Below are 25,280 nucleotides of genomic sequence, written 5' to 3' on the forward strand. Positions count from 1 at the left end.
TTTCCCCTCACAAGGCATGCATCCATGAACACCCATCAGAACAAGATCGCGCTGGTCACTGGCGCCACCCGTGGCATCGGCCTGGAAACTGTGCGCCAGCTGGCCCAGGCTGGCGTGCACACGCTGCTGGCCGGTCGCAAGCGTGAGACCGCCGTGGAGCTGGCACTGAAGCTGCAGGCTGAAGGCCTGCCGGTCGAAGCCCTGCAACTGGACGTGACCGACGCGGCCAGCATCGCCGAAGCGGTCGAGCAGGTGCGCCAGCGCCATGGCCGCCTCGACATCCTGGTCAACAACGCCGGCATCATGATCGAGAACCCGGCGCAGGCACCGTCGGAACAGTCACTCGATACCTGGAAGCGCACTTTCGACACCAACGTGTATGCGCTGGTGGCGGTCACCCAGGCCTTCCTGCCGCTGGTCAAGCAGGCCAAGTCCGGGCGCATCGTCAACGTATCGAGCATGCTCGGCTCGCAGACCCTGCACGCCGACCCGGCGTCGGGCATCTACGATTTCAAGATCCCGGCCTACAACGCCTCCAAGGCGGCGGTGAACAGCTGGACCCTGAGTCTGGCCTACGAACTGCGCAATACCCCGATCAAGGTCAACACCGTGCATCCGGGTTACGTGAAGACCGACATGAACGGCGGCAACGGCGAAATCGAAATCAGCGAAGGCGCACGTTCCAGCGTGGAAATGGCGTTGATCGGTGAATCCGGCGCCAGCGGCAGCTTCACCTACCTGGGCGAGGTGCTGCCATGGTGATCCGCACGTTGGCGATGGCCGTCTCCAGCCTGGTGCTGGCAGGCTGTGTCAGCGTCGGCCCCAACTACAAGGCGCCGGTACAGGAGCCTGTGGTGCTGCAGGGTGCGCAGCAGCCGGTGTTCAGCACCACCTCGCCGGTGGCCAGCTGGTGGGCGCAGTTCGATGATCCGGTGCTGGAACAGCTGGTGCATGGCGCACTGTCGGACAACCTGGATCTTCGCGTGGCCGTGGCCCGCGTCAGCCAGGCCCGCGCGGTGTTCGTCGAAAGCCGTTTCGACCAGGCCCCGCACATCACCGCAGGCGGCAGCTACGACCGCCGCAAGCAACCCGATCCGCAGCTGGGTGGGCAGCGGGTGTTCAGTGAAAGCTACCAGCTCGGCTTCGACGCCGGCTGGGAGCTGGATCTGTTCGGCCGCAAGCGCCGTGCTGCAGAAGCCGCGCGCGCCGACCTCGACGCCGAGCAGGCCAACCTGGCCGATGCGCAGGTGCTGATCGCCGCCGAAGTGGCGCGCAACTACTTCGAGCTGCGCGGTACGCAGAAGCGCATTGCGGTGGCCCAGCACACGCTGGTCAACCTGCGCGATACGCAGAAGCTGACCGAGGCGCGCTGGGAGCTGGGCGCCGGCAGTGAGCTGGACGTGCAGAGCAGCCGTGCACGGCTGAAGGCGATCGAGGCCGACATTCCGCTTCTGGAAGTGGCCGAGACGCAGTCGCGTAACCGGCTGGCGGTGCTGCTGGGCCAGCGCCCGGAAACGCTGACCGCCATGCTGGCACCACATGACGTGCCGGCATTCGCCAAGGCACTGCCGCTGGGCGATACCCGCGAGCTGCTGCGCCAACGCGCCGACGTGCGCGTGGCCGAGCGTCGCCTGGCCGCTGCTACCGCACGCGTGGGCGTGGCTACTGCGGACCTGTTCCCGCGGTTGTCGCTGTCCGGCTTCGTCGGCTTCCTCGGCGGCGATGCCAGTGGCCTGGTCAATGGCAACAACAAGGCCTGGTCGCTGACCCCGTCGCTGAGCTGGGCAGCATTCGACTTCGGCACCGTGCGTGCACGCCTGCGTGCGAGCAAGGCCGAGGCCGAAGGCGTGGCAGCACAGTATGAGCAGGCCGTGCTGCTGGCACTGGAAGACACCGAAAACGCGCTGACCCGCTATTCCAAGCAGCAGGCGCGGCTGGCGATCGTGGTCGAGCAGGCGCAGGCGGCACGCCGCGCTGAGTCGCTGGCGCAGATCCGCTACCGCGAGGGCTCGGAGGACTTCCTGACCCTGCTGGATGCGCAGCGCACGCAACTGGCGGCCGATGATGCGTTGGCGGCGGCTGAGTCCGAGGTCAATGTCAGCGTGGTGGGCGTGTACAAGGCGCTGGGGGGATGGGGGCAATCACCGCAGCCGCCGAGCGTGGCGCAGGTGGAGTAACCGCAGGGGACGGAAGCAGTGGCTTCCGTCCCTTTCTTCTGTCAGGGCCAGTGATTGGCCGGTGCGTCGCGCTCGCGCATGCGCACGATGCAGAAGCGATGGCCAGTGGGCGCTTCCATCACCCACCAACGTTTGACGAAGCCGATCCGGCGCGCGCCGAGCCTCTCCAGGCGGTCGGCCTCGGTGTCGATGTCGTCGCTCTCGATGTCCAGGTGCACCCGTGAAGGGTGATCGACGCGCTGTACTTCCACGTTCAGGCCCGCGGGAGCGCCCTGCAGGTCGGCGTACTCGGCGCCATCTTCGGCATACGATGGCTGCGCCTGCAGGCCGAGTGCGGCCGCCCAGAAGCGTGCGCCTTCGTCAGCGGGCGTGTCCTGGCAGTCGATGATGAATCCGGCCAGACGGCTCTGGTGCGCCATGACGTCCTCCGCAGATTGGGAATGGAGGAAGGGTAGCGCGTCGCGTGCTGTGGACGTTGTCACAGTCATGACGTTTCTGACTCTGCCAGAACCGGGGCCTGCGGTGTAACTAGTGGGGCAGAATCCAGGAGGGAAGGCGATGAGCGATGACAAACGCGATACCCAGCGCATGCTGTTTGGTGATCCGGGACCGCCTGGCGCAGGGCTGTCGGTAGCGGTCGTAGTGCTGATGGTGCTGGCGACGATGGCCGCTGCCATCGGTTTCCTGCGGCTGCCCGATCCGATGCTGGGGCTCGGGCTGATCGGCGTTGCCGTGTTCCTTGCCGTCGGCGCCCGCATCTGCCAGGCGCGCAACCAGCACCAGGCGTTATACCGGCTGTTGTCGCGGCAGCCGCCGCCGTAGCCACGGCTGCCGCAGAGAATCAGTGCTTCGGCCAGTCCAGCTCGACCACCAACGGGAAGTGGTCCGACGGCAGCACGCCATCGATGCGACGATCATCGGTAAGGAAGCTGCGCGCATGGAAGCCGCGCACCAGCACCCAGTCCAGCTGCACGGTGGCCTTGCCGGTGAAGTCGTGGAAGGTCAGGCGCGGACCCTGCGGAGCCCTCACCTGGGTACGGGTGTCCTGCAGGAGGCGGGTGAACGCCTTGTAGGTGTCACCGCCTGGCTCGCTGTTGAAGTCACCGGTCAACACCACCGGCAGGTCGGCCGGCAGGGCTTCCAGGCGCTTGCTGATCAGCTCGGCACCCTTCACCCGGCGAGGTTCGTCCTCGTTGCGGTAGGGCAGGTGGGTATTCATGAAGTAGAAGCGACGGCCGTCGTCCAGGCGCCGGAACAGGGCCCAGGTGACCATGCGCGGGTACAGGTTGCCCCAGGTGATGCTGCCGGGAACATCGGGCGTATCGGACAACCAGAAGTTGCCGGATTCCTCGATGGCCAGCACTTTGCTGTCGTAGAACACGCCCATGTGTTCATCGCCGCTGCCACCGCGGCGGCCTTCACCGAACCAGCGGTAGCCGGGCAGGTGCCCTGACAGGTAGTCGGCCTGTTCCTTCACCAGCTCCTGCGTGCCGATCACCGCCGGATGCGCGTCGAGGATCACCTTGACCATGGCATCGCGACGGTCGGGCCAGCGCTTGCCCGGTTCGGTATCGGCCGGAGTGCGGACATTGAACGACATTACTTTCAGCGGCGCCGGTGCAGCAGCCCAGGCGACGGCAGGCAGAGCAAGCGCCAGCAGCGCAGACAGCGCAGGGCGACGGAAACGCGACAACATCGTGGAATCCCTCCATTCCATGAAAACGGTTTCACGAAGCATGCCATGGAGGGCGAGGGCAGCGGTATGCCGGGATGGGCGGCTGGGAGATGCCGGGCGGGCGGTGAAGGCGCCGCCCGGCGGATCGCGCGGACGCGATCAGGGGTCGTAGATCATCCCGTTCTCGTCACGGTTGTAATGACCGGTGGCTTCGCGGGTGCCGTTGTCGTAGACCACGTACGACGTGCAGCGCTGGTGGAATACGTTGCCAGCGATGCGGAAGGGCACGCATTCCTCCTGGACCTCGACGACTTCGGCCGCCATCGTGGTGCCGACCGGAGCCAGTGCGGCCACGGCCAGCACGGCGGCAAACGCACATGCCAGAAAACCTTGATGCAGTCTCATCCTCACGTTCCTTGTCGATGGGGGGCTTACATCAGATAGGGATTGCCGTACTCGTCGATCCAGTACTCGCTGAGGAAGATCTCACCGTCCACGTCGGGCATGGTCACGATACAATGCTGGTGGAAGCGATAACGCTCCACTTCAAACGGTTCGCAGCGGGTTATGCTGCCGGGCGGGGTCGGCACCCCCGCGCTCGCCGTGCCGGACGACATCATTCCAGCGAACGTCACAATCAGTGCCGCCATCGAAGCCAGTTGCAGTTTCATAAGCATCATCCTTGCTTTCTGCAATCGCGCACATGCGCATGGCGTGTGTAACACGCGAACCAGGCCGCCGGAAGTGTCTCGCCCGGATCAGTCCTCGATCTCGCCGCGCCGACTGGCAGCGCGTACCGCCTGCGCGGTGGTTGCCACTCCCAGACGCTGGCGCGCGCGACGCAGGTGATTTTCCACTGTACGAGCGGAAAGCCCCAGCGTGGCCGCGATCTCCGCCTGGCGACGGCCGGCGGCGACCCAGCGCAGCACCTCGCGTTCGCGCGTGCTCAACGTACGTCCGGAAAGTTCGCTGGGTGTCTCTGCAAGCCGGCGTGCGGCACGGAATGCTGCAGCTGCAGCAGCATCCAGCAGCAGCCGCGCGCTGGCCGATGCATCGATCGCTGTCCCGGCAAAACTGATCGCGCCTTCCAGGCCGGTGGTGCCGAACACCGGCACCTGCAGGCCGTGCAGGCCTTCACCACGAGGCTGCTTCACCACCTGATAGCGTTCGCCGCGAACGCCCTGGCGCTTGCTCCAGAAGAACGGCGCGTCACTGTCCAGCACGTGGCGATTGACCGGACAGGCGTGCAGGTAGCGCGCGAGGTCGGTACTGCTGCCGTCGCCGAACCAGTCGCCCTCGATCCAGTACACGCGCTGGGTACCGCGCTCCAACCCCGTGCCGGTGGCGAACACCAGCACGCGATCGTAGCCGAGTGGTGCAGAGATGCTGCGCAGTACCGCGCCCACCGCACTCAGTGAGCGAGCGCGTTCCAGTTCCAGCAACGCCTGCACCAGATCGCCCATCCCGATCAGCGCCCGGCCAGTGCGTCGAGCAGCGTGCGCGCGGCCAGCTTGCCCAGCGCATTGCCGGCCAGCGGGCTGTCACCGGTCAGCAGCAGGCGGTCCTGCAGCACGCTGCCATCGATGCCGTCATTGACGATCTGCACGCCCTGCTGCGCCAGGCGTTCACCGAAGAACCACGGCAGCTGCCCGGGCATGTAGCCGATCTCCGGCGTCTGCCGGTCCATCGCATCGGGGAAGGCACAGATGCGGTAGCCGCGGAACAACGAACCACCGTCGGCCTCGTCGACGCCTGCGGCCAGCAACGCGGCCGGGCCGTGGCAGAGGGTGATGATGTGGCGTTGCTCGGCCATCGCCCAGTGCAGGGCTGCCTTTACCGCGCGACTCTGCGGCAGTCCGATAAGGGCGCCATGGCCACCGGGAATGAACACGGCTGCATAATCCGATGCGGCATCGAGGCCTGCCACCACCTCAGCCAACGGCAGTGGCTGGCGGAAGCGGGCTTCGTAGCGGTCGTACAGTCCGCCGATCTCCTTGTCCTCGCGCGGGAACGCCCACCACTCGAACTTTGCGGCGTTGCCGGACAGCGTGGCCACATCGATGTCGAAGCCGGCCTTGTCCAGGTGGTACATCGGCAGCAGGGTTTCCACCGGATGGTTGCCGGTGGAGAACAGGTGGCCGTTGGCAGTAGGCAGATAGCGTTCGTCCGCAGCGATCATCAGCACCTTCCAGCGGCCATCACGGCGCGCGTCGGGATAGTCGGCACCGGACAGGTCGCTCTTCGCCGACGTGAACTGTGACAGCGAGTACGGAGACGGGAAGAAGGCGTCGCGCTCGGCCGGGTCGGGGCTGGGATGGCGGCTGGGCTCTTGCGTGTTCATGCGGACCTCCAGTGGGGTTGTGGAGCCAGCATAGAAGGGCTGATGCGTACGTGCGATGAGGGTTTTCCCCTCATTCGCGCGACGCTGCCATCTGTTGGCGCCAGGCATTCGGGCTCATGCCGAAAGCACGGCGGAACGCACGGCTGAATGCTGGCTCGGAGAGATACCCGACGTCTCCGGCGATCTGCGAAACCCGCCGGTTTCCGCTGCGCAGCAGCTCCGCGGCCAGCTGCAATCGCGATCCAGCGAGATAACGCATCGGTGACATGCCGGTGGCCAGGCTGAACCGCTGCGCGAAGTTCGAGCGGGACTGATTCAGGCTTGCCGCCAGAGACTCGACCGTCCATGCCTGTGCGGGGTGTGCCTGCATCAACGCCAGTGCCCGCCCGATCAATGGGTCGGCCAGTGCGTGCAGACGCTGGCAGTTGTGAGGGCTGGAGGTTCCCAGCCAGTAGCGCAACGTCCAGACAAACAACAGGTCGAGCAGGCGTGACAGCATCAGCCCACTACCCAGCGTGGGCCGGGCCGCTTCAACCTGGATTGCGCCCAGGGTTACCGCCACCCAATCGGCTGAGCTGGCGGGAAATCCGTTCGGCATCCGGTCAACCCCGGGAACATGCAGCCAGCCGGGCAGGGCATCAAGCAGCAGCTGGCTGCCTGGGCCATCAAATCCAAAGGACGCCGTGGTCAGATGGGCAGGTTGCGGGGCGTCGCCGGCACAGTCGATGCGATGTGTCCTGCCATGCGGCATCAACAGCAGCTCGCCGGTCTGCAGTGGCACCACCGTGGCATCCGCATGCAGGCGTGCCGTGCCCTGTTCGATGAAATGGAAGCAGCCGCGCCCCTCGGCAATGATGCGGGCCCCACCGGGCTGCACGACGTGGCGGGTGATGTCGCCGCCGTGCATGCGCGAGGACTGGAAGATCGCAAACAAGGCGTCGGAGCCGGCCTGAAGCGATTCGGTGGTGTGGAGCCTTGGCATGGTTTTCAGGAGTCCGTGCATCGCCGCTGGCAGGGGCGATCCGTAGTCTGGTCGGGTGGCTTCAGGCAGCGCTGATGGCTGTCGGGCAACGATCCCATCCAAGTGAGGAGTTCTGCAAGATGAGCAAGCCAAGCATCATTCTGGTTCATGGTTTCTGGGGCGGCGCCGCGCATTGGGCCAAGGTGATCCTGGAGCTCGATCGCCGGGGCTTCCACGATCTGCATGCCGTGGAACTGCCGTTGACGTCGCTGGCCGACGACGCAGAGCGGACCCGGCGCATGATCCGCCAGGTTGCGGGGCCGGTGCTGCTGGTCGGCCATTCGTATGGTGGCGCGGTGATCTCCGAAGCCGGAAACGAACCCAACGTGACCGGCCTGGTCTTCATCGCCGCGTTCGCGCCGGATGCGGGCGAGAGCCCTGGCGGCATCACCCAGCAACAGCTGCCGCAGGCGGCGGCCAATCTGGCGCCGGACAGCGACGGCTACCTGTGGCTGCAGCCCGGCAAATTCCACGAGAGTTTCTGCCAGGACCTGCAGGCCGACGAGGCGCGGGTGATGGCGGTCACCCAGAAGGCGCCGCTGGCGAGCACGTTCGGTGATGCCGTCAGTGTTCCGGCGTGGCGGCATAAGCCGAGCTGGTACCAGGTCTCCAGCGCTGACCACATGATTCACCCTGATAACCAGCGGCGCATGGCGGCACGCATGCAGCCACGTGCCAGCATCACGCTGGATGCCAGTCATGCATCGCTGGCATCGCAGCCGGTAGCGGTGGCCGAACTGATCACCGAAGCTGCGTCCGACGGACAAGGCTGAGTTTCCCGGTCTTGCCGCGGTGGTGGTGTCCCGGCCGGCCAGAGCACCGCTGCCGTGATGCTGCCACGCCTAGCGTTACTTGTACTGCCGGTCGTGTTCCTGCATGTCTTCATGCAGGATCCGCCGCAGTTCGACGATGGCCGGCGTGGCTTCCTGCACGCTGTGCCCGGACACGATCACCTTCTCCGAATCCGCGTGCGGCAGGTGCGAGCTCCAGTAGGGCACCAGCCCGTCGTCGGTCTTTTCCAGCGGACCATCGGCCTTGGCCCGCGCGATGATCGAGTGGTAGTGCACCTTCGGCGACATCGGCAGGTCCGCCACGGCGCGGACGAAGGGATCGTCCTTGTCCAGATTCTGGATGCTGTTCATCTGGTAGCCGTGCTTGCCGTCGTTGCGATCGATCTGGCCGTCGTTGGCGATGGTGGCGACGTCTTCCAGCACGGTCAGCGGCAACCGCACCAGGCGACCGATCCAGCGGCCCAGGCGGGTGCCCGCCACATCGGTGCCGCGGTGTGGCGTGGCGATGAATACCACGCGCGATACTTCCGGCTCCGGCAGGAAGGTCAGTACCGGTGCGCCCTTGGTACGCAGCAGTTCACGCTGTGCCGGCGTCATCTGCGCAGTCTCCAGCAGGGTGTCGACCAGATGCTCGCCGGAAGAGGAGATCATCAGCCGCGCGATCACGCCACCCATGCTGTGCCCGACCAGCACCATGTCATGCGAAGCCTGCGCCTTGCCGCTGGGGTCGAAATGCTTGAACACCTCATCCAGCGTGTGGCGCATCGAATCGTGGCTCATCGCGATGGGCATGTTGGTGGGGTAGTAGAACTGCCAGACCTGGAAGTCCTGGCGGATCTCGTCGTCGCGCATCAGCTCGTTGGCGACGTTGACCCAGGCTTCCGGACTGCTGGCCAGGCCATGGATCATCAGCAGCACGCGGCGGTTCGGATCGTAGGGCTGCATCATGTACAGATGCGGCGTGTCGATGCCGCCTTTGCCACCGAACAACGAACGCAGTGATTGGTGGCTGAAGTTGGAGCGCGCCAGCCACAATGCGTAGCCTGCGGTGAAGTTCGCGGCCAATGGCACCTGCTGCCCATGCAGAGTGACTTCCGTGACCTGGTAGGGATCGTGGATCTCCAGTTCCGGCTCGTCGTCGTGCAGCACTTCCCACAGGTTCTTTCCGGAGAAGCGCAGCAGTACCGTCATCGATGGCGACGGCATCTCGCTCCAGCTCTGCGTGACCGGTGTGGCGGCCTGCGCGGCGGGTGTTGTGGCCGGCGGCGTGGTGGCCGTGGTGGCGGCCGGATCCTCCATCACGGCCACCAGTTCGGCACCGAAGCCATCGCGGCGATGCACGCTGCGCAGCGTGCCGGTGAACGACAGCGAGGCCGCCGGTACCAGTTCGGTGGGGGTACGCGTATCCAGCGGCGATGCCTCGCCTGAAGGTGCCAGCACGAAGGTCCAGCGGCCCAGCTGGAAATGACTGGCCTGGCTGTGCACGCGCCCGGTGGCATACGCGTTGTACAACTGCACCGAGGCTTCCTGCACGGCCAGGTTGTAGTAGTCGCGCACCTGGGTCTGGCGGTCTTCGAAACCACGCTGGTTGGCGGTGCGCTCGGTGAAGAACAGATAGGCGTAGGCTTGGCGCGCGACCTGCATCCACGCGTCCAGGCGCGGTTGGAAATCGGCATCCAGCTCGGTGATCGCGCTCTTGGCACGTCCGGAGGTGGAGTACTCACGCTTGGGCGCCGGCAGGGTCATCGCATACTGCAGCCACAGCTCGGCCAGGCTTGAGCGCTTGTCCTCCTCGCGCACCACGATGCTGCCTTCCATGGCCTCGATGCAGGGCAGGCCGGGCTTGGCGCAGACGCCTTCGTCGAGACCGGCCACGCGCAGCGTTTCCATCGTCGCCGAGCTGAGCTTGCCGGTGGTCAGGATGTCGCCGCGCTTCAGGGCGATGTACTGGCCGGGGGTGACCGAGGCCACCTGCACCGACGGCCCGAACTGGCGCAACGTGGCGCAGCCGCCCAGGGTGAGCAGCACGGTGATGATGAGGGTCGTGCGACCGATGAAGCCCAAGCCCGTGGTTGCCATACGATCCTCCTGCGCGGTGGCGCCACTCTAGCGGTCGGCATGTCAAAGCGGAAGATACCGGGCGGTCGGTTTGGAGTACGGAAGTGCCGCCAACCGGGCGATTCAGGCATTTCCGTGTGACACTGGGGTGAACAGGATGAATGCAGGGCTGCGATGCGCTGGCTTGAGACCCGTGTTCCTCCGCCTCTTGCGATGCTGTTGTGCGCCGCCATCGGCTATATGGGCAGCCGATGGCAGCCGGGCGGGGCGTTGCAGCTACCCATGCCTGAGTTGCTTGCGGGTCTGGTGATGGTCTTCGGCGTGGCCTTGAACCTGCTGCCGAAGCTGGCCTTCCGTCGCGTGGGCACCACGGTCAATCCCCTGCGGCCGGCGGCGTCGAGCGTGCTGGTCACGCACGGCGTGTACCGCTACACGCGCAACCCGATGTATCTGGGGCAGGCCACTGTCCTGGCAGGCGCCATGCTGTACCTGCAGAACCTGGCCGCACTGCTGGCTGTGCCGCTGTTCGTGCTGTACATCAACCGGTGGCAGATCGTGCCGGAAGAGCGGGCACTGTCGGCCCGCTTTCCTGAGGCGTACGCAGCCTTCCGCCAGCGAGTACGACGCTGGCTGTAGCGCGGGTCAGGCCGTTACGGCGCGATCTGGCACTTCACGGCGGCGGAATAACCTTCGTAATCGTCACCGGCAATCACGTGCAGGGTGTGGCGCTTGTCGATGCGCTTCACGTACGAGGGCTCTTCGGTGTTGGCGTATTCGTTGACCGTGGTCACCGACCAGGTCTTGGCGAGGCGCTTCGGATCGACACCGTTCAAGTAGACGAAGACGCTCTTCTCGCCCTCGGCGACGTTCACATCGGCATGGGTGACGGTACCGCCGAACAGGGCGACTGGCGTGGTTTCCGGCTCGAACGTGCCGCCAGGCTTCCTGGCCAGGCCGGCTGCCTGCAGGGCATCGATGGCCTCGGCTTCGCTGAAGTTCGAACCTGCCTTGCAGGCCAGCAGGGCCTCCAGCGTTGCGGTGCCGGCGGGGGCGATGGCAGGCGGGGCTGCGTGGGTAGCCGAGCTCGCGGCCAGAGCGGTCATGACCACGGCGAACGCGGTGTTTCTGGTTCTCATTGCAGGTCCTTCTGTACGTGACGGAGCAGCGCGCCCGGCACCGGGCGCGGAACCGGATTATGGGCCTGCTGATGTTGCCTGCGTGTACAGATCGGATGCGCGACGAAGGCGCAGCGACCTTGCCGGGCCGCTGCGCCATGCCATCAGTTGCTGGCCGCCTTCACCGCTTCTGCGGCGTCGACAATGCCTGGCCCGCAACCCCCCGGGCAGTTTGCTGCCGCGATCGGGCGCGCAGTGCGACGCAGGATGTCCTTGACCTGGTCGGTGGTCTTGGGCACCGGCGCCACCGCCTGCATCAGCGCGACGATGCCGGCGACGTGCGGCGCCGCCATTGAGGTGCCGGACATGAAGTCGAAGGCGTTGTTGCCCACGGTGGACAGGATGCCCTGTGCCGGATGCTGGCGGGTCGGTGCGCAGTTGGTCTGGTTCGGCGGTGTGGCCAGCGGCAGGAACTCGCCGACGGACGCGCGGCAGGACCAGGTTTCACCACCGGGTGCGGTGATGTGGATGCCTGCGCCGTAGTTGGAGTAGAACGCACGACGACCGCCCTGATCGTTGGCGGCAACCGCAATCACGCCCTTGCAGTTCGCCGGAGCAAACTCGGACACATCCAGATTGCTGTTGCCGGCGGCGACCACCACGATCGTGCCCTGCGCGGTGATGTCGTCGATTGCATCCTGCTCGGCCGGCGAGCAGGCCCGGCGGCCGCCGAGGCTGAGATTGATGACTTCAGCCGGGTTGGCATTGGCCGGGACGTTGGGCACGTTGATACCCGCACTCCAGAGCATGCCGTCGATGATGTCGGCGGAACCGCCATTGCCCTGGTTGCCGAGTACGCGCACCGGCACGACCTTCGCGTTGTAGGCCACGCCGGCGACGCCGATCTGGTTGTTGGTCACCGCTGCGACCGTCCCAGCGACGTGGGTGCCGTGAGCGATGCCCGAGGCATCGAAGGCATCGGCGTCGCGTCCGTCGCCATCGTCGGAGCCACCACAGCCGGGATTCATTCCCCCGATGATGCATTGCCAATCACTGAACGGGCGGGTGGACGAGATCATGTCGTAACCTGGCAACAGGTTCGCCTGCAGGTCGTTGTTGTTCAGATACCCCGAATCGACCACAGCCACCACCACACCCTGGCCGGTGGAGCGGTCCCACGCGGCCGGCAGGCGCGCACCGCTGGTCGGATTGCTGTAGTGCCACTGCTCGCCGTAGCGCGGATCGTTCGGTGTGGCGAACGCGCTCATCATGTAGTTCGGCTGCACATACTCGACGTCCGGATCGTCGGCGATGCGCTGCATCAGGATCTGCGCTTCCGGAAGATCCAGTGCCTTGTCCGTGGTGACGACGTCGGCGCCACCGCCCATGCGGCGCTGGTGGGTCACGGCTGGGGCCGGCGCAGCGCCGATCGAGCGCTTGCTGCGTTGCTGGATGCCGAGGCGCTTCTTCAGCGCATCCTGTGCGGTGGTGGCCGAAACGCGCTTGCTGCTGCCGTCCCGGTACTTGACGATGAAACTGCTGTACTGCTCGTTGCTGGCCATGCCTCGCGTCCATACCCGTTCGGTGGGTTGGGCGAAGGCGGGGGCGCTGACCAGAACCAGGGTGATGGCGCTGGCAAGGGAAACCCGAAGCGACGTACGCATGGATACAGTTCCTTTGTGAAAGGTGTGTCGAACAGGCCGTGCCCTCGGGCGCGGCTTCATGTGAAGGGTGCGGGTGCTCCGTGGTCTCCTCTTGATGGCGACCAGGGGCGAACGGCTTCGCGGACACATCCCCCCCAATGGGAGGCTGGGAAAATTCTGAAGTGATTTAGTGATGTCGAAGGTGAGAGAAGATGCGTGGTGTCGACATTGCTTCACGGCATCGGATCGCGACTGCGCCTGGGCGGTGAACTCCGCGGCGAGGCGAGGCGGCCAATAAAAAAGCCCGGAAACCCACGTTGGTGGAATTTCCGGGCTTCTCCGGTCCTTGACGGACCGTTCGTTGGTGGAGGTGGGCGGAATTGAACCGCCGTCCGAAGGCACTCCATCCCCAGCACTACATGCTTAGCTCACCGTTGAATCTCATCCCCGAGCAGCACGGTGTGCAAAGCGCACCCGGGAACCAGCCTGTTGTGTTCTAGTGCCGGACTGACAGGCAGCCGCCCAGCGCGATTCCATGATAATGACTCTACGCTGCGAGCATGGACACAAGCAGTTTCGAGGCTCCGCCTAAGTCGGCAGAAGGTCACGCACCGCAGTTTTTAGGCTGCGAGAGCGACCGGAGCGTAGTTGTCGTCGTTGGCAACTAGAGTTTTGCAGCTGGATTTACGAGGAAAGCTACCCCCTCGGCATGCGCCAGGCGACTTCACAACCCCCGTCGAAACCAATGCACCCCCGGTTTCTTCAAGTGCTGCAAGGCTTTGGGGCCAATGCCGTCATAAACGCTGACACTGACCCTGCCCAACGAAACGGATCTTACGGCAATCTTCCTGAACAGTCACGCGCGGTCAGGGCCGACGCTGAAATCGTTCAGCCGCCGCTGCTGTCCAGAGGCAGGCAGCGGGGCAGAGGCCGGCATGACAGCCGGCCCCTGTTTTCCAACGTCGTGATGTCGCATCCCTGCTAGGGACGCCCCATTCCATTGCAGGCGTCCGGGTTGTTCAGTCCGGTCGAACTACTTGCAAGAGCGAATCGTGTCTGGATCGCCTCACGCCAACTCCTATCCAGTGGGTAGAACCAGTGCGCCCGTAATGTCGCGTCATTGGGCCCTTGATCCTGGCTGGAATCACCTGCGCTTCCGTAGTGATTGAAAAGGAATGAACGAATGGCGCTTGCAACACGCTTGTGGGCGGACTAACGGCACCGATCGTTGCGGGGATGCTCACATATTTGGGCGAGAACCCAATCACGCGGGCCACTTTCGTGGCATCGTCCGGGTTGACCATCAAGTCTGGGCCAGTGTATCCAATGCGGCCATTACCAGAATTGACGGTATCAAGCAGCGAGGTGTCTCCCGTTGCCACGGCAGGGAGAAAGTTTGAGGACGCCATGTTGTTTGAGAACAAGCCGGCGAAGCTCGTCTGGATCGAGAAGCCCGGCGCCGATCCACTCCAGTTGCTTTGCTGTTTGAGACTAGTCCCGAACAAATCAACCGACTTGCATGCCGCAGACAGAAAACGCGTGAGAACTTCAGTGCTACCGCTGCTCTCCGAGCGGTAAACCACAGTGATCGGGCCACTCTGACCCGACGACAAACCCGATGATAGTTGAGACCAGTCCGCTATCTTGCTTGAGAAGACACCACAGATATCGTTGATGGACAGGTCAAGCTTCGCGCCGGGCTTGTTGAAGGGGATCACGACTGGTACGAGCGCCGTGGGAATCTGGATGAGCGCTCCATATTTTTGGTTGGTTGTGGGTACGTTGTCGGCGTTGGTGTAGTCGGACAACTCGGTCGCCGTAAGAACGGAATCGCCTGCCGCAAAATGTACTGTGCCGATGTTCCCGAAGAGACTGGGATCATTGCTGAGAAACGCTTTCTTCTCTTTGCCGGAGCCCGTTACGGCGTAGCTGAAGCTGTTTGGAAGAATGCTGTCTGCTGATCCCTTGTAGAGGTTTGCCGGCACCGAGGCGCCGCCGCCTTGCCTGGGGGCTGGGCGTAAGCCAAGTGGAACGGACTGGACAACGAGATAACGAGCAAAGCGGTCCTGATCGATTTCACGTTTACCTCTTGGCGGGCTGCTTTTGCAGAGGGGCGTCAAGGGAGGTTGCACAACGGTTGCTCGAACCCTCCAAGCCCCCCTATCCCTGAAGGACGATTCGATGTTCGATTGAATCAATGACATGCCGCTTAGAAATCCTGTGGAAGATCAAACGGTCATCCTTCTGTGAAGCCATCACGCTGAGAACCGGTGGCCATTGGAGGAGAAGGGCCAGTCCATGGATGGTGGTGCTGCTTTTCTTTTCCCTGCAACAGGCTTGGAGGCGGGTCCAAGGCATGCAGAGGGCGGCACTCTCGCCGCCAGACGCTGGAGAAGGACATGGAAGATGAGCGCCATAAGGCTCAGGTGGTCTCGATGGAGGCCTTCAAGGCAGCCCGGATGGGAAAGATCCCACCGGAGCTGCTGGATATGTATGACGAGCCGACGCGCGATCAGGATGCGTTGGCGCAGATCTCGATCATTCTAGTGGCGGCGCTGCGGAGACGATTGGGCCTGCCGGACCTGTAAGGTCCAAGGGGCCGCCGCGGCGGCCCCTTCAGGAACTGGCGCCGCTGGAAGCGGCATGATTCAGCTATGGCCAGGCATACGCCAGTGGCAGTTCATCGGCGACGCTGGACAGCACAAGCCCTGCTGACCCGGAGACAGGTCATAGTCCTCGCGCCGCCATCAGTCGCGTCTCATGCTCGTGCTCTTGAGTACGCAGATCGCTCTGTGCACGCGAATCAGAGGCCACCTCCAATCTGGAGAAGCTGTCCTCGATCGGTGTATTCAACGCCGTCTGATAGTCGAAACCCGCCCGCAGATGCGCCGGGGAGTCGAGTGCCCCCTGCACGACAAAAGCTTGGCCACGATTTCCGACCACAAGGTGATCCACCTGACTCAACCCAGCCCGCTGGGCTGCGATGGTTCCGGCCATCGCCAAACGCTCAACTGCCTGATCCGGCAATCCGCCCTGGGTGCATGCCAGTCTTTCTGCCGCTTGGAAATTCTGCTTGTAGATGGCATTTGCCTCGTGGTCCGAATGGCGCGGATCGAGGGTGGCGGTGCGGCCAGCCGGTGAAAGGGGGGCCGGAGCCTGCTGCTGCGATTGAATCGGCGCATTGAGCAGCGTGCCGTCTGAGCGCGTGAGTTGCGCATTGATCGGGTGGACAGGCCCACGCGGGTCACCGTCCTGCGCCACACGCTGTAGATGCTTGCCGAACTGATCGGCATTACCCTGCAGGCTACGGGCTATCCCGATTGCGAACTCAAGACCATCGCGCTGCGGCTGGTCGCCATAGCCAGCGCGAGCGATACCTGCCAATGGATCGAGATGTCCGAGGGGGCGCTCGACCATCTTCTGGGTTCGCTGCATGAATTCCTGCATCTGCGCTTCGCTGAAGCTGACCGAGACTTTTTCACCGGGACGGATCTGTCCCGGGCCCTCGGTCGATCCAGTTAAAGCCAGGTTCAACCCGGTGGCGATGTTGCGCTCCTCAACGGCTTCGTTTCGGCCACCAACCACCTTGTCCATAAAGCCGGGGGTCGGCACATCCGTGTCGACAAGGAACTGATACCTGCGCGCATCCACGTCCTCGCGGAGCGTTTCTCCGTCACGGATGAAGGCGCGCACAATCGTCAGCTTCACGTTGTCGTCATAGCTCAATTGCTGGGTGACTGTGACCTTGCCGTCGGGAGCCGTGCTCTGGATCGCCGTGCCAGTATTGCGGCGCCCCGCGATATCGGCACTCACCAGGTCATTGACCAGTCCCACTTGCAGCCGCTGCTGGGAGCTGTAGTCCAACCGCTCCAGCTGAGCCACGTTGCTCACGCCCGGCGTCTGATCGGCCACCTGGCCTGTTGCGAGCATTCGGATGTAGGCCGCACGCGCATCCGGGTCGCGCAGGTCAAAGTCGGCGGTCTGCAGTTTGGACTGTCCAAGCGCATCCTGGCGACCGGCCATCACGCGCGCAATGCCTAGATCGACGCCCACGCCCTGCAGGGATTCGATCGCCTTGTTGGGCCCCGTAACGACCCGGACATGGTGTTCGTCCAAACGGCTGATCGCGACACCGACCCCCTCCGCTTCAGTGAGCTGGTTCACCGTTGCGATGTGGCGGAACGCAACTTTCAACTCACTCTGCTGGAATTGCTGGCTATCCAGCAACACCCGGCCACCAATCGGCAGCGTGGTCGGGTTGAAGGGGTTCACTCTGGTAGCTTGCTCAGCCGTTGCAGGAGTGGATTTTCCGGTTTCAGATGCGGTGGTGTCAGGCAGGGAGACGCGATAGCGCACACGGGCACCCACCTGCGATCCGGCTTCAAGCTCGATACCAGCCAGACGCTCTTTGCCTTTGACTTCGGCGCGTGCGCCAACTGCAACCGACGCCTCAAGGCTGAACTGGGTGATGCGTTCGCGCTCGATACGGTTCTCGCCTGCCGTACCCGTTACCTCTGTCACCTTCTTCAACGTGGCGCCTGCAAGAGCCACCTCTGCCTGAGTCTTCTCGATACTACGTCCGGCAACCTTTACAGCGCCGTCTGCGGTCCGGGTAATCGAAGCGCTGTCACCCGGCAGTTTTGCACTGTGCTCAGTGCTAGAGCCGGAGTAGGTGGGGTCAATCGAATCGTCAGGATTGGAGGCCGTCGCAGTCATGCGAACTTCCTATGAAGAGGCGAGCCAGCCCAGAGTATAGACACCCTTCGGTTGATGGGGGGCGGGACGGTTGGCCGTTCTGCCTGACCCCAGCAGCAAAATATTGGGGTTGATAGCATCCAGACTCTCGATCTGCAGCCAATGGAAGGACGCCATGTCGCTTGAAGTCGCCGTAACCGATGATCCCAGCGACGAGGCGCTGGACCTAATTGGCAGTGACCTGGACCAGTTCAATCTGAACGCAGCGGGTTACGCCGATCGGCGCACACTCGCGGTGCTGGTCACCGATCCGGCCAGTGGCGAGGTGGTGGGGGGGCTTACCGGGCGAACTTCACTGGGCCTGTGGTTCGTGGATCTGTTCCATCTGCCAGCGGCCTATCGCGGCAACGGGCTGGGATCGCGCGTGCTGAAGGCCGCAGAGGATGAAGCACGGCGTCGTGGTTGCCGTTCCGGCGTGCTGTACACCCTCAGCTTCCAGGCGCCCGACTTCTATGTGAAGCATGGATGGGTCGTGTTCGGCCGGGTGCCATGCGATCCGGTCGGCACATGCAGGGTGTTCCTCAGCAAGGATCTGTCGGCGGGGTGAGTGCTGCGGGCGAGTCGCGCGTCCTGTCAATCCGCAACTTGTTGTAGAGCGTCTGTCATAGCGGATTGCTAACTTCGTGGGCACGAATTTGCGACACACTGGCGACGACCATCCAGGCCAGGACAGACACGGAGACGGTGGGTGACCGATGCAAGCCAACAACGCAGCCTGCGGCAGCTGATCGGACCGGTCGGTGCCGATTACCAGCGACGCGCGTTGCCGCCGGGCTGGGTATGGGCGGTGCTGGCGGTGCTGCTGGCGGCCACCTGGGTGACCGAGTTGCCGGCCACGGCCGCTGCGGCACTGGTCGCCAGCGCGGTGGTGGTGCACTGGTCGCAGCGTGGTCGCATCCATTGGCTGGGGTGGCGCCTGCCGGGCCTGGCGGTGCTGGCGGCCTTGTTGTGGGGGCCGGAAGTGCTGTCGCAGTGGTTCGAGCACGGGTTGGCCGTGGTGCTGATGTCGCTGGCCAGCCTGAGCATTGGTGTGCACGTGTGGCAGTCGCGACAGATGGCCCGCCGGCTGCAGGGTGCGGCCGACGCGCTGGACGATGCGCAGCTGCTGGCGCTGCTGCCGGCTGATGCCGCACAGCTGGCCCAGCAGTGGCGCTCGGGCGATGATCGTTACGCGCCGGAGCTGGCAGTGGTGATGCATCTGGCGGTGATGCACGCGGCACTGGCGCCGCGGGTGCGCAGGCAGGGCATGCTGGCGGGGTGACCAGCGTCTTGTAGAGCTGAGCCTGCGCTCGGCTGCTCTTCTTGCCGAAGCCGAGCGTGGCTCGGCTTTACAGACAGCCAAAGCAGTCGAGCATGGCTCGACTCTACAGGGTGATGCGCAACCGCCTTATGCGTCGCGGTTGCCGCGACGCATGACACGCTGCTTCTCGATCGCCCAGTCGCGGTCCTTGGCGGCATCGCGCTTGTCGTGGGTCTGCTTGCCCTTGGCCAGCGCGACTTCGAGCTTGATCCTGTTCTTGCTCCAGTACATCGCGGTGGGCACGATCGTGTAGCCATCGCGCTCGACCTTGCCAACCAGCTTGTCGATCTCGCTCCGGTGCAGCAGCAGCTTGCGATCGCGCCGGTCGTTGGCCACGACATGGGTCGAGGCCTGGATCAACGGCGTGATCTGCGCGCCGATCAGGAAGATCTCACCATCCTTCACGTAGGCGTAGGCGTCGACGATGTTGCCGCGGCCAGCACGGATCGATTTCACCTCCCAGCCCTGCAGGGCCAGGCCGGCTTCGAAGCGGTCTTCGATGTGGTACTCGTGGCGGGCACGCTTGTTCAACGCGATGGTTTTGTTGGCCGTCGCGCTCTTTGCTTTATCCTTGCCGCTGTTCTTGCTCATTTCCGTATTGTCTCCGATTCGGGCCCGCCCGGTCGATTGCCGAAACGTCCTGTATTCATGCCTACTATCCGCCGCAGCGCCCTGGTCGAACATTCGGCCGCGCGCATGTTCGACCTGGTCAATGATGTCCAGGCCTATCCGCGCCGTTTCCGCTGGTGTTCGGCTGCCCAGATCCTGGAGCAGGGCGAGGACCGACTGGTAGCGCGCCTGGATCTGGGCTTGGGCTCGTTCAGCACCTGGTTCCAGACTGAAAACACCCTGCAGCGCCCGCACAGCATCGACATGCAGCTGCGCGATGGTCCGTTCAAGCAGCTGCACGGCCGCTGGGAGTTCCATGCGCTGGCCGAAGATGCCTGCAAAGTCACCCTGACCCTGGACTTCGAGCCCAGTTCGCGCCTGCTGGGGCCGGCGCTGGCGTTGGGCTTCCAGAGCCTGGCCGACCGCATGGTCAACGACTTCATCCGCGTTGCCGACGAGGCCTGAGCAATGATCGAGGTCGAGGTGGTGCTGGCCTGGCCGCAGCGGGTGCTCTCGCGCCGGTTGCAGCTGGACGAGGGCGCGACCGTGGCCGAGGCCATTGCCGCTGCTGCGCTGGAAGGCAGTGCAGGCTGCCCGGCGGCGGCCGTGCATGGGGTACTGGCGCGCCCGCAGCAGGTACTGCTGGATGGCGACCGCATCGAGCTGCTACGCCCGTTGCAGGCCGACCCCAAGGACAACCGCCGGCGTCGCGCGCTCGGCGGTTGATTCCTGCCGCCCGTCCGTGCGGACGGGCAGGGGGCGTCAGCGACCCTTCTTCTTCTTGTCCTTCGGCAGATTGCGGCCGAACTGGCGCACGGTCTGCTGGGCCAGGGCCTTGTCGTTACCCGGGAAGTAATCGCCTTCCCAGCGGGTCACGTTGTCATTGTCGAAGAACACGGTGAAGTTCTTCACCTCGGTGCGGCCCAGGCGGTTCACGCGCTGGCTGGAGGTGTAGTCCCAGCGCTGGGCGTGGAACGGGTCCGGAATGGACGGGGTGCCCAGCAGCGCAGTGACCTGCTGCTTGCTCTGCCCGACCTGCAGCTTGGCCACGGCATCTTCCCGGATCAGGTTGCCCTGATAGATGGGTTGCTTGTAGATGATGCCGCACCCGGTGGTGGACAGGGCGACGGCGGCGACCAACAGGAGATTGCGCATCGGGACTGGCGGTTGGGGAAATCAAACCGATGATACACTCCCGGCGTGCCACCGCGACCCAATCCGAGGCAGCTGGCGCTAAATCGCCAATGAACGGAGACCTATGGAAACCCACGACCTGCGAAAAGTCGGCCTGAAGGTGACCCATCCACGGATGCGGATCCTGGCGCTGCTTGAACAGCGCAATGCCCAGCACCACATGACCGCCGAAGATATCTACCGCCAGCTGCTTGAGCATGGCGACGAGATCGGCCTGGCGACGGTCTACCGGGTGTTGACCCAGTTCGAGGCCGCCGGTCTCGTGCTCAAGCACAATTTCGAAGGCGGCCAGGCCGTCTACGAGCTGGACCGTGGCGGCCACCATGACCACATGGTCGACGTGGACAGCGGCAAGATCATCGAGTTCGAGAGCCACGAGATCGAGGAGCTGCAGCGCAAGATCGCTGCCGACCACGGCTACGAGCTGGAAGAGCACTCGCTGGTGCTGTACGTGCGCAAAAAGCGCAAGTAAGCCGTTCCGGCCAGCCGTAGTGCGACGAAACCCCGGGCTTGCCCGGGGTTTTTCGTTGCTTACGGTAGATCCACGCCATGCGTGGATGGCCCCATGAGCACCTCAAGATCGACCGCCTCGGCCATGGCCCGGTTACCCGCATCGCCCGGGTGCAGGTGGTCACCGGAGTCGTAGGCGGCCGCCATCTGTGACGGATCGGCCGGGTCCCGCAGCGCGGCGTCCAGGTCGATCACCGCGTCAAAAGGGCTGTCCGTGCGCAGCCACGCATTGAGCTGCCGGCGCAGGACATCCTTGTCCGGGTGGTAGTAGTCATCCAGCGGCGTGTCGGGCAGGGCGCCGGCGAACGGTGTCAGGGTGGCGCCTACGATCCGGATACCTCGGCCTCGGGCCTGCTCGGCCAGGGCGCGATACCCCGCCTGTAGTTCCGCCAGCGCGGGCCGGGCCTGGTTGCGGGCGAACGCGGTGCCAGGCCAGCTGATGTCGTTGATGCCGATCAGCACGATCACACTGGCCACGCCGGGCTGATCCAGTGCATCGCGCTGCAAGCGGGCCAGAACCGACTCACCCATGCCGTCGCGCAGCAGCCGCCCCCCGGATATACCGGCGTTGACCACGGCGATGCCCCGCGGTGCCAGGCGCGCGGCCAGGTGGTCGGTCCAGCGCTGGTCCTGGTCGAGGCTGGCGGTGGCGCCGTCGGTGATCGAGTCGCCGATCACCACCACGCTACGTGCGCGGGCGGCGGCCTCGACCTCGATGCCGGCCAGGAACAGGCGGGCAGTGGTGCTGCTGGCCGCGCTCAGAGCCTGGGCCCGGCTCTGGTCGCCGGGCGCAGTCCAACTGGTCTGGCGGCCTTCCCAATGGAACGTCTGCACCGGCGTCGGCCCCGGCACGAAGACACTGACCTGCAGTGCCTGCCGGTCATCCGTGACCAGTGGCAGCGGATCGCTCAGCCGTTCCTGCCCGGGGGAGATCAGCACCCCGGGCTGGCCGTCGAAACTGAGCGGCTGCGGTGTGTCCCCCGCCCGGGCAGCCACGCTCGCTGCCCCGATCCGCAGCGGCTGGGTGCCGTAAGCATTGCTCAGCCGCACCCGCAGCCGAGGCCCGCCCAGGCTGATGCGCGCGGTCTGGCGGAAGGTCTGGTCATGCAACGTGGCCGGGACCAGGGTCGGGAACAGAAAATCCACGCCCCAGACCGGTTGCGGGCTGGCCTGCCAGCTGGCAACCCAGTGCGGGGCGGATGCGGCACTGGCGACGCCGGACAGGGCGAGCAGGGTGGTGGCGGTAAGGTGGCTCAGGCGGTTCATCGGGCGGTCCCGGGTGGAGGGACCACCATGGTGATTCCGTGGTTATCTGTGAACTAGACTGCGCATGGATAATCATCTGTGAACTGGATTCATTGCCATGGCGCGACCAGACATCAACCGATCCGGCGAGCTGGAAGTGTTCGTGCGGGTGATCGAGACCGGCGGCTTCTCCGCCGCCGCCCGCACCCTGGACATGACGCCCTCGGCGGTGAGCAAGCTGGTGGCCCGGCTGGAACAGCGGCTGGGCACGCGCCTGCTGCAACGCTCCACCCGCCAGCTACAGCTGACCCCGGAAGGCTGCGCGTTCTATGAACGTGGCCTGCGCGTGCTGGCCGACCTGGAGGAGGCCGAACGCTGCGCCAGCGCACATGCCGAGCCGCGCGGACGGCTGCGGGTCAATTCCAACGTGCCGTTTGGCCAGCACTTCCTGTTGCCGCTGCTGCCGGCGTTCCTGGAGCGCAACCCGCAGGTGGGCGTGGACCTGACCCTCAACGACGAGGTGATCGACCTGCTGGAGCAGCGCACCGATGTGGCGGTGCGGGCCGGGCCGCTGAAGAGCTCCAGCCTGGTGGCGCGGCGGCTGGGCGCGACGCGGATGATGATCGTGGCCGCGCCGGCCTACGCGCAGCGGCATGGGCTGCCGCGCGACGCTGAGGAGCTGCAGTCGCACAATCGGCTGGACATCGGCCATGCCCGGGCGATGCAGGGCTGGCCATTGCTGCAGGACGGACGCGAGCGGATGGTGCTGCCCAGTGGCAATGCCCGCGCCAGCAACGGTGATGCACTGCGGCAGCTGGTGCTGGGTGGTCTGGGCATGGCACGGCTGGCAGCGTTCCAGGTGCAGGCCGACATCGCTGCCGGACGCCTGCTGCCGGTGCTGGAGGAAGCCAATCCCGGTGACCTGGAAGAGGTGCACGCGGTGTTCCTGGGGCAGGGCGGCTACCTGCCGCTGCGGGTGCGCGCGTTCCTGGATTACCTGGTGGAAACGGTGGACCTGGCACGGCCCTTGGGGTGAGAGCGCCGGCGGACAGAAGCCGAGCATGGGCTCGGCTCTACATGTCGGTTTCGTTCGGGACGTTCCTGTAGAGCCGAGCCCATGCTCGGCCCGGTCGGCGTTACACCTGCAGCAGCTTGCGTGCGGCGGCGCGCGCTTCCTTGCTCACTTCCACGCCGCCGAGCATGCGTGCCAGCTCTTCCTCGCGCGCCTTGCTGTCCAGCTTTTCCACTGCGCTCTGGGTCATGCCTTCCACTGGCGCCTTGCTGACCCGGTAATGCGCGTGGCCCTTGGAGGCGACCTGTGGCAGGTGGGTCACGCACAGCACCTGGCGCTTCTCGCCGAGGGCACGCAGCTTCTGGCCGACAATGTCGGCCACGGCGCCGCCGATGCCGGAGTCGACCTCGTCGAACACCATGGTCGGCACCGCATCCAGGTCCAGAGCGGCGACTTCGATGGCCAGCGAGATACGCGACAGTTCACCGCCCGAGGCGACCTTGCGCAGGGCGCGCGGCGGTTGGCCGGCATTGGCCGCGACCAGGAACTCCACGCGCTCGGCACCCTGCGGATCGGGCTTGCCGGCATCCTGCGGCTCCAGCTCGATCAGGAACTGGCCACCGCCCATGCCGAGCTCGGCGATGATGCCGGTGGTGGTGGCCGACAGTTCGGCAGCAGCGCTGCGACGGCTGGCGGTCAGCACTTCAGCCTGCACACGCCAGTCGGCGGCGGCCTTGTCGATCTCGCCGGCCAAGCGCTGCAGGCGTTCGTCGGCGCCGCGCAGCTGCTCCACTTCGGCGTGCATGCGCTCGCGCTGCGCGCCCAGCTCGTCCATCGGCACGCGGTGCTTGCGGGCCAGGTCGTGCAGGCGGCCGAGACGGCGCTCGTTCTCTTCGAACTGCTCCGGGTCGGCATCGAGGTCATCGTGCACCCGGTCCAGCAGCGACAGGGCTTCGTGCAGCTGGATCGAGGCGTTCTCGATCAGGCCGTCCACCTCGCCCAAGCGCGGGTCGTGTTCGATCAGGCGCGACAGCTCGTGGCGCACCTGCTGCAGCAGGTCCAGCGCGGAGCTGCCGTCATCGCCGTTGAGCTGGTTGCTGGCGGCCTGGCAGGCGCTCAGCAGGGCGCTGGCGTGGGCCTGGCGGCGATGGCTGGCACCGAGCGCCACGATCGACTCCGGCTCCAGGTCTTCGCGGTCCAGTTCGCGCAGCTGGTGCTCCAGGAAGCCGATCCGGTCACTCACGTCGCCCTGTTGCGACAGCGCCAGCGATTCATCGACCAGTGCCTGCCATGCGGCCGCGGCGCGGCGCACCTGGCGGCGCTCGTTCTCGTTGCCGGCATAGGCATCCAGCAGGGCCAGCTGCGACGGGCGCGCCAGCAGGGCCTGCTGTTCGTGCTGGCCGTGGATCTCCACCAGCAACGAGGCCAGGTCGCCCAGCTGGGCCAGGGTCACCGGGCGGCCATTGATCCACGCCCGCGAACCGCCGTCTGCACGGATCACGCGGCGCAGCTGGCATTGTTCTTCGTCGTCCAGCTCGTTGTCGGCCAGCCACTGGCGCGCGGCCTGCAGCTGGTCCAGCGTGAACTCGGCCGAAAGCTCGGCGCGCGCGGCGCCGTGGCGGACCACGCCGCTGTCGGCGCGCAGGCCGGACAGGAAGCCCAGCGCGTCGACCATCAGCGACTTGCCGGCGCCGGTCTCGCCTGAAACCACGGTCATGCCTGGCCCGAACTCCAGTTCGGTGGCGCGGACGACGGCAAAATCCTTGATCGAAAGATGTCTGAGCATGGGTAAGGGGGTATCAGCAGCCGCGCAACGCTAGCACGTGGGCGAGGG

28 protein-coding genes and 1 other RNA gene are annotated in these 25,280 nt (G+C 65.2%); 12 read left to right on the top strand and 17 right to left on the bottom strand.

The features are described from left to right. Window positions 1–24 precede the first annotated feature (24 nt). Together ACTJJM_RS10210 and ACTJJM_RS10215 are read left to right on the top strand one after the other, a co-directional pair. Complete coding sequence (locus tag ACTJJM_RS10210) at window positions 25–762, top strand: SDR family oxidoreductase (RefSeq protein ID WP_005416162.1); 738 nt, start codon at window positions 25–27, stop codon at window positions 760–762. Further along, window positions 756–2,177 (top strand): efflux transporter outer membrane subunit, encoded by a 1,422-nt coding sequence (locus ACTJJM_RS10215; RefSeq protein WP_197597836.1) that lies wholly within the window; start codon window positions 756–758, stop codon window positions 2,175–2,177. The genes ACTJJM_RS10210 and ACTJJM_RS10215 overlap by 7 nt, the downstream gene beginning before the upstream one ends. A 41-nt stretch (window positions 2,178–2,218) precedes the next feature. On the opposite strand, the gene ACTJJM_RS10220 is transcribed toward ACTJJM_RS10215, so the two are convergent. Next, window positions 2,219–2,596: a VOC family protein gene (locus tag ACTJJM_RS10220; protein WP_071305806.1), complete on the bottom strand. Its 378-nt coding sequence runs from the start codon at window positions 2,594–2,596 to the stop codon at window positions 2,219–2,221. Window positions 2,597–2,735: 139 nt separating this feature from the next. On the opposite strand from ACTJJM_RS10220, the gene ACTJJM_RS10225 reads away from it, so the two are divergent. Next, window positions 2,736–2,999 (top strand): hypothetical protein, encoded by a 264-nt coding sequence (locus ACTJJM_RS10225; protein WP_010484415.1) that lies wholly within the window; start codon window positions 2,736–2,738, stop codon window positions 2,997–2,999. Window positions 3,000–3,018: 19 nt separating this feature from the next. Here the strand turns inward: ACTJJM_RS10225 and ACTJJM_RS10230 are convergent, their stop codons facing one another. The 6 genes from ACTJJM_RS10230 to ACTJJM_RS10255 form a co-directional block, all read right to left on the bottom strand. Further along, on the bottom strand, window positions 3,019–3,873 hold the full coding sequence (locus ACTJJM_RS10230) for an endonuclease/exonuclease/phosphatase family protein (RefSeq protein WP_197597837.1): 855 nt from the start codon (window positions 3,871–3,873) through the stop codon (window positions 3,019–3,021). Window positions 3,874–4,011: 138 nt separating this feature from the next. After that, window positions 4,012–4,257, bottom strand: a complete 246-nt coding sequence (locus tag ACTJJM_RS10235; protein ID WP_197597838.1) for a hypothetical protein — start codon at window positions 4,255–4,257, stop codon at window positions 4,012–4,014. Window positions 4,258–4,283: 26 nt separating this feature from the next. After that, entirely contained in the window at window positions 4,284–4,523 is a 240-nt protein-coding gene (locus ACTJJM_RS10240) for a hypothetical protein (protein ID WP_241875278.1), read from the bottom strand. A gap of 87 nt (window positions 4,524–4,610) precedes the next feature. Further along, the gene (locus ACTJJM_RS10245) at window positions 4,611–5,315 is read right to left on the bottom strand and encodes a PA1136 family autoinducer-binding transcriptional regulator (RefSeq protein WP_197597839.1); all 705 of its coding nucleotides are present in this window, start codon (window positions 5,313–5,315) and stop codon (window positions 4,611–4,613) included. Window positions 5,316–5,320: 5 nt separating this feature from the next. Beyond that, window positions 5,321–6,193, bottom strand: coding sequence for a glyoxalase III HchA (hchA, locus tag ACTJJM_RS10250; protein WP_010484425.1), 873 nt, complete (start codon window positions 6,191–6,193; stop codon window positions 5,321–5,323). 70 nt (window positions 6,194–6,263) lie between these two features. Beyond that, window positions 6,264–7,196 carry an AraC family transcriptional regulator gene (locus tag ACTJJM_RS10255; protein ID WP_235650383.1) on the bottom strand — a complete coding sequence of 311 codons (933 nt, stop codon included), beginning with the start codon at window positions 7,194–7,196 and terminating at the stop codon, window positions 6,264–6,266. Window positions 7,197–7,294: 98 nt separating this feature from the next. Here ACTJJM_RS10255 and ACTJJM_RS10260 point away from each other — a divergent pair, with 98 nt between their 5' ends. Continuing rightward, window positions 7,295–7,987 carry an alpha/beta hydrolase gene (locus ACTJJM_RS10260; RefSeq protein ID WP_019338357.1) on the top strand — a complete coding sequence of 231 codons (693 nt, stop codon included), beginning with the start codon at window positions 7,295–7,297 and terminating at the stop codon, window positions 7,985–7,987. Window positions 7,988–8,062: 75 nt separating this feature from the next. Here ACTJJM_RS10260 and ACTJJM_RS10265 read toward each other — a convergent pair whose 3' ends face one another. Beyond that, window positions 8,063–10,084, bottom strand: coding sequence for an esterase/lipase family protein (locus tag ACTJJM_RS10265; protein WP_311069096.1), 2,022 nt, complete (start codon window positions 10,082–10,084; stop codon window positions 8,063–8,065). Between the two features lie 153 nt (window positions 10,085–10,237). Between ACTJJM_RS10265 and ACTJJM_RS10270 the strand changes: the two genes are divergently transcribed. Beyond that, window positions 10,238–10,699 carry a methyltransferase family protein gene (locus tag ACTJJM_RS10270; protein ID WP_134958171.1) on the top strand — a complete coding sequence of 154 codons (462 nt, stop codon included), beginning with the start codon at window positions 10,238–10,240 and terminating at the stop codon, window positions 10,697–10,699. A 14-nt stretch (window positions 10,700–10,713) separates the two neighbouring features. Here ACTJJM_RS10270 and ACTJJM_RS10275 read toward each other — a convergent pair whose 3' ends face one another. The 4 genes from ACTJJM_RS10275 to ACTJJM_RS10290 all read right to left on the bottom strand — a co-directional run bounded on the left by ACTJJM_RS10275 (window position 10,714) and on the right by ACTJJM_RS10290 (window position 15,025). Continuing rightward, a complete protein-coding gene (locus ACTJJM_RS10275) occupies window positions 10,714–11,199 on the bottom strand; it encodes a hypothetical protein (protein ID WP_010484437.1) in 486 nt (161 codons plus the stop codon). 143 nt (window positions 11,200–11,342) lie between these two features. Further along, window positions 11,343–12,842: a S8 family serine peptidase gene (locus ACTJJM_RS10280; protein WP_227200222.1), complete on the bottom strand. Its 1,500-nt coding sequence runs from the start codon at window positions 12,840–12,842 to the stop codon at window positions 11,343–11,345. Between the two features lie 341 nt (window positions 12,843–13,183). Further along, window positions 13,184–13,576, bottom strand: a transfer-messenger RNA (tmRNA) gene (gene ssrA / locus ACTJJM_RS10285). Window positions 13,577–13,840: 264 nt separating this feature from the next. Beyond that, a complete protein-coding gene (locus tag ACTJJM_RS10290; RefSeq protein WP_440865447.1) occupies window positions 13,841–15,025 on the bottom strand; it encodes a substrate-binding domain-containing protein in 1,185 nt (394 codons plus the stop codon). A 195-nt stretch (window positions 15,026–15,220) separates the two neighbouring features. On the opposite strand from ACTJJM_RS10290, the gene ACTJJM_RS10295 reads away from it, so the two are divergent. Beyond that, complete coding sequence (locus tag ACTJJM_RS10295) at window positions 15,221–15,409, top strand: hypothetical protein (RefSeq protein WP_329840439.1); 189 nt, start codon at window positions 15,221–15,223, stop codon at window positions 15,407–15,409. A gap of 139 nt (window positions 15,410–15,548) precedes the next feature. Here the strand turns inward: ACTJJM_RS10295 and ACTJJM_RS10300 are convergent, their stop codons facing one another. After that, window positions 15,549–17,537: an XVIPCD domain-containing protein gene (locus ACTJJM_RS10300; RefSeq protein ID WP_440865448.1), complete on the bottom strand. Its 1,989-nt coding sequence runs from the start codon at window positions 17,535–17,537 to the stop codon at window positions 15,549–15,551. A gap of 154 nt (window positions 17,538–17,691) precedes the next feature. Here ACTJJM_RS10300 and ACTJJM_RS10305 point away from each other — a divergent pair, with 154 nt between their 5' ends. After that, window positions 17,692–18,123 (top strand): GNAT family N-acetyltransferase, encoded by a 432-nt coding sequence (locus ACTJJM_RS10305; protein WP_329832591.1) that lies wholly within the window; start codon window positions 17,692–17,694, stop codon window positions 18,121–18,123. A gap of 141 nt (window positions 18,124–18,264) precedes the next feature. Continuing rightward, a complete protein-coding gene (locus ACTJJM_RS10310; RefSeq protein ID WP_010484444.1) occupies window positions 18,265–18,837 on the top strand; it encodes a hypothetical protein in 573 nt (190 codons plus the stop codon). 126 nt (window positions 18,838–18,963) lie between these two features. Here ACTJJM_RS10310 and smpB read toward each other — a convergent pair whose 3' ends face one another. After that, entirely contained in the window at window positions 18,964–19,467 is a 504-nt protein-coding gene (gene smpB / locus ACTJJM_RS10315; RefSeq protein ID WP_440865449.1) for an SsrA-binding protein SmpB, read from the bottom strand. A gap of 57 nt (window positions 19,468–19,524) precedes the next feature. On the opposite strand from smpB, the gene ACTJJM_RS10320 reads away from it, so the two are divergent. Both ACTJJM_RS10320 and ACTJJM_RS10325 read left to right on the top strand, forming a co-directional pair. Next, window positions 19,525–19,950, top strand: coding sequence for a type II toxin-antitoxin system RatA family toxin (locus tag ACTJJM_RS10320; RefSeq protein WP_010484449.1), 426 nt, complete (start codon window positions 19,525–19,527; stop codon window positions 19,948–19,950). Between the two features lie 3 nt (window positions 19,951–19,953). Continuing rightward, window positions 19,954–20,211, top strand: coding sequence for an RnfH family protein (locus ACTJJM_RS10325; protein WP_010484451.1), 258 nt, complete (start codon window positions 19,954–19,956; stop codon window positions 20,209–20,211). 36 nt (window positions 20,212–20,247) lie between these two features. Here ACTJJM_RS10325 and ACTJJM_RS10330 read toward each other — a convergent pair whose 3' ends face one another. Continuing rightward, complete coding sequence (locus ACTJJM_RS10330; protein ID WP_010484453.1) at window positions 20,248–20,640, bottom strand: outer membrane protein assembly factor BamE; 393 nt, start codon at window positions 20,638–20,640, stop codon at window positions 20,248–20,250. A gap of 103 nt (window positions 20,641–20,743) precedes the next feature. On the opposite strand from ACTJJM_RS10330, the gene fur reads away from it, so the two are divergent. Beyond that, window positions 20,744–21,151, top strand: coding sequence for a ferric iron uptake transcriptional regulator (gene fur / locus ACTJJM_RS10335; RefSeq protein WP_005409235.1), 408 nt, complete (start codon window positions 20,744–20,746; stop codon window positions 21,149–21,151). A 59-nt stretch (window positions 21,152–21,210) separates the two neighbouring features. Here the strand turns inward: fur and ACTJJM_RS10340 are convergent, their stop codons facing one another. Beyond that, window positions 21,211–22,455 carry an SGNH/GDSL hydrolase family protein gene (locus tag ACTJJM_RS10340; protein ID WP_191863497.1) on the bottom strand — a complete coding sequence of 415 codons (1,245 nt, stop codon included), beginning with the start codon at window positions 22,453–22,455 and terminating at the stop codon, window positions 21,211–21,213. 97 nt (window positions 22,456–22,552) lie between these two features. On the opposite strand from ACTJJM_RS10340, the gene ACTJJM_RS10345 reads away from it, so the two are divergent. Next, complete coding sequence (locus tag ACTJJM_RS10345; RefSeq protein ID WP_010484459.1) at window positions 22,553–23,470, top strand: LysR family transcriptional regulator; 918 nt, start codon at window positions 22,553–22,555, stop codon at window positions 23,468–23,470. A 100-nt stretch (window positions 23,471–23,570) separates the two neighbouring features. Here the strand turns inward: ACTJJM_RS10345 and recN are convergent, their stop codons facing one another. Next, window positions 23,571–25,232 (bottom strand): DNA repair protein RecN, encoded by a 1,662-nt coding sequence (gene recN / locus ACTJJM_RS10350; RefSeq protein WP_049483096.1) that lies wholly within the window; start codon window positions 25,230–25,232, stop codon window positions 23,571–23,573. Between the last annotated feature and the right edge of the window lie 48 nt (window positions 25,233–25,280).

The sequence above is a fragment of the Stenotrophomonas sp. 22692 genome (assembly GCF_052045015.1).
In the GTDB taxonomy this organism is placed as follows: domain Bacteria; phylum Pseudomonadota; class Gammaproteobacteria; order Xanthomonadales; family Xanthomonadaceae; genus Stenotrophomonas; species Stenotrophomonas geniculata.

Coding starts and splice junctions, on each gene's coding strand:
- ACTJJM_RS10210 (WP_005416162.1), top strand. CDS start 25: ATGAACACCCATCAGAACAAGATCGCGCTGGTCACTGGCGCCACCCGT.
- ACTJJM_RS10215 (WP_197597836.1), top strand. CDS start 756: ATGGTGATCCGCACGTTGGCGATGGCCGTCTCCAGCCTGGTGCTGGCA.
- ACTJJM_RS10220 (WP_071305806.1), bottom strand. CDS start 2,596: ATGGCGCACCAGAGCCGTCTGGCCGGATTCATCATCGACTGCCAGGAC.
- ACTJJM_RS10225 (WP_010484415.1), top strand. CDS start 2,736: ATGAGCGATGACAAACGCGATACCCAGCGCATGCTGTTTGGTGATCCG.
- ACTJJM_RS10230 (WP_197597837.1), bottom strand. CDS start 3,873: ATGTTGTCGCGTTTCCGTCGCCCTGCGCTGTCTGCGCTGCTGGCGCTT.
- ACTJJM_RS10235 (WP_197597838.1), bottom strand. CDS start 4,257: ATGAGACTGCATCAAGGTTTTCTGGCATGTGCGTTTGCCGCCGTGCTG.
- ACTJJM_RS10240 (WP_241875278.1), bottom strand. CDS start 4,523: ATGAAACTGCAACTGGCTTCGATGGCGGCACTGATTGTGACGTTCGCT.
- ACTJJM_RS10245 (WP_197597839.1), bottom strand. CDS start 5,315: ATGGGCGATCTGGTGCAGGCGTTGCTGGAACTGGAACGCGCTCGCTCA.
- hchA (WP_010484425.1), bottom strand. CDS start 6,193: ATGAACACGCAAGAGCCCAGCCGCCATCCCAGCCCCGACCCGGCCGAG.
- ACTJJM_RS10255 (WP_235650383.1), bottom strand. CDS start 7,196: ATGCACGGACTCCTGAAAACCATGCCAAGGCTCCACACCACCGAATCG.
- ACTJJM_RS10260 (WP_019338357.1), top strand. CDS start 7,295: ATGAGCAAGCCAAGCATCATTCTGGTTCATGGTTTCTGGGGCGGCGCC.
- ACTJJM_RS10265 (WP_311069096.1), bottom strand. CDS start 10,084: ATGGCAACCACGGGCTTGGGCTTCATCGGTCGCACGACCCTCATCATC.
- ACTJJM_RS10270 (WP_134958171.1), top strand. CDS start 10,238: ATGCGCTGGCTTGAGACCCGTGTTCCTCCGCCTCTTGCGATGCTGTTG.
- ACTJJM_RS10275 (WP_010484437.1), bottom strand. CDS start 11,199: ATGAGAACCAGAAACACCGCGTTCGCCGTGGTCATGACCGCTCTGGCC.
- ACTJJM_RS10280 (WP_227200222.1), bottom strand. CDS start 12,842: ATGCGTACGTCGCTTCGGGTTTCCCTTGCCAGCGCCATCACCCTGGTT.
- ACTJJM_RS10290 (WP_440865447.1), bottom strand. CDS start 15,025: ATGTCATTGATTCAATCGAACATCGAATCGTCCTTCAGGGATAGGGGG.
- ACTJJM_RS10295 (WP_329840439.1), top strand. CDS start 15,221: ATGGAAGATGAGCGCCATAAGGCTCAGGTGGTCTCGATGGAGGCCTTC.
- ACTJJM_RS10300 (WP_440865448.1), bottom strand. CDS start 17,537: ATGACTGCGACGGCCTCCAATCCTGACGATTCGATTGACCCCACCTAC.
- ACTJJM_RS10305 (WP_329832591.1), top strand. CDS start 17,692: ATGTCGCTTGAAGTCGCCGTAACCGATGATCCCAGCGACGAGGCGCTG.
- smpB (WP_440865449.1), bottom strand. CDS start 19,467: ATGAGCAAGAACAGCGGCAAGGATAAAGCAAAGAGCGCGACGGCCAAC.
- ACTJJM_RS10320 (WP_010484449.1), top strand. CDS start 19,525: ATGCCTACTATCCGCCGCAGCGCCCTGGTCGAACATTCGGCCGCGCGC.
- ACTJJM_RS10325 (WP_010484451.1), top strand. CDS start 19,954: ATGATCGAGGTCGAGGTGGTGCTGGCCTGGCCGCAGCGGGTGCTCTCG.
- ACTJJM_RS10330 (WP_010484453.1), bottom strand. CDS start 20,640: ATGCGCAATCTCCTGTTGGTCGCCGCCGTCGCCCTGTCCACCACCGGG.
- fur (WP_005409235.1), top strand. CDS start 20,744: ATGGAAACCCACGACCTGCGAAAAGTCGGCCTGAAGGTGACCCATCCA.
- ACTJJM_RS10340 (WP_191863497.1), bottom strand. CDS start 22,455: ATGAACCGCCTGAGCCACCTTACCGCCACCACCCTGCTCGCCCTGTCC.
- ACTJJM_RS10345 (WP_010484459.1), top strand. CDS start 22,553: ATGGCGCGACCAGACATCAACCGATCCGGCGAGCTGGAAGTGTTCGTG.
- recN (WP_049483096.1), bottom strand. CDS start 25,232: ATGCTCAGACATCTTTCGATCAAGGATTTTGCCGTCGTCCGCGCCACC.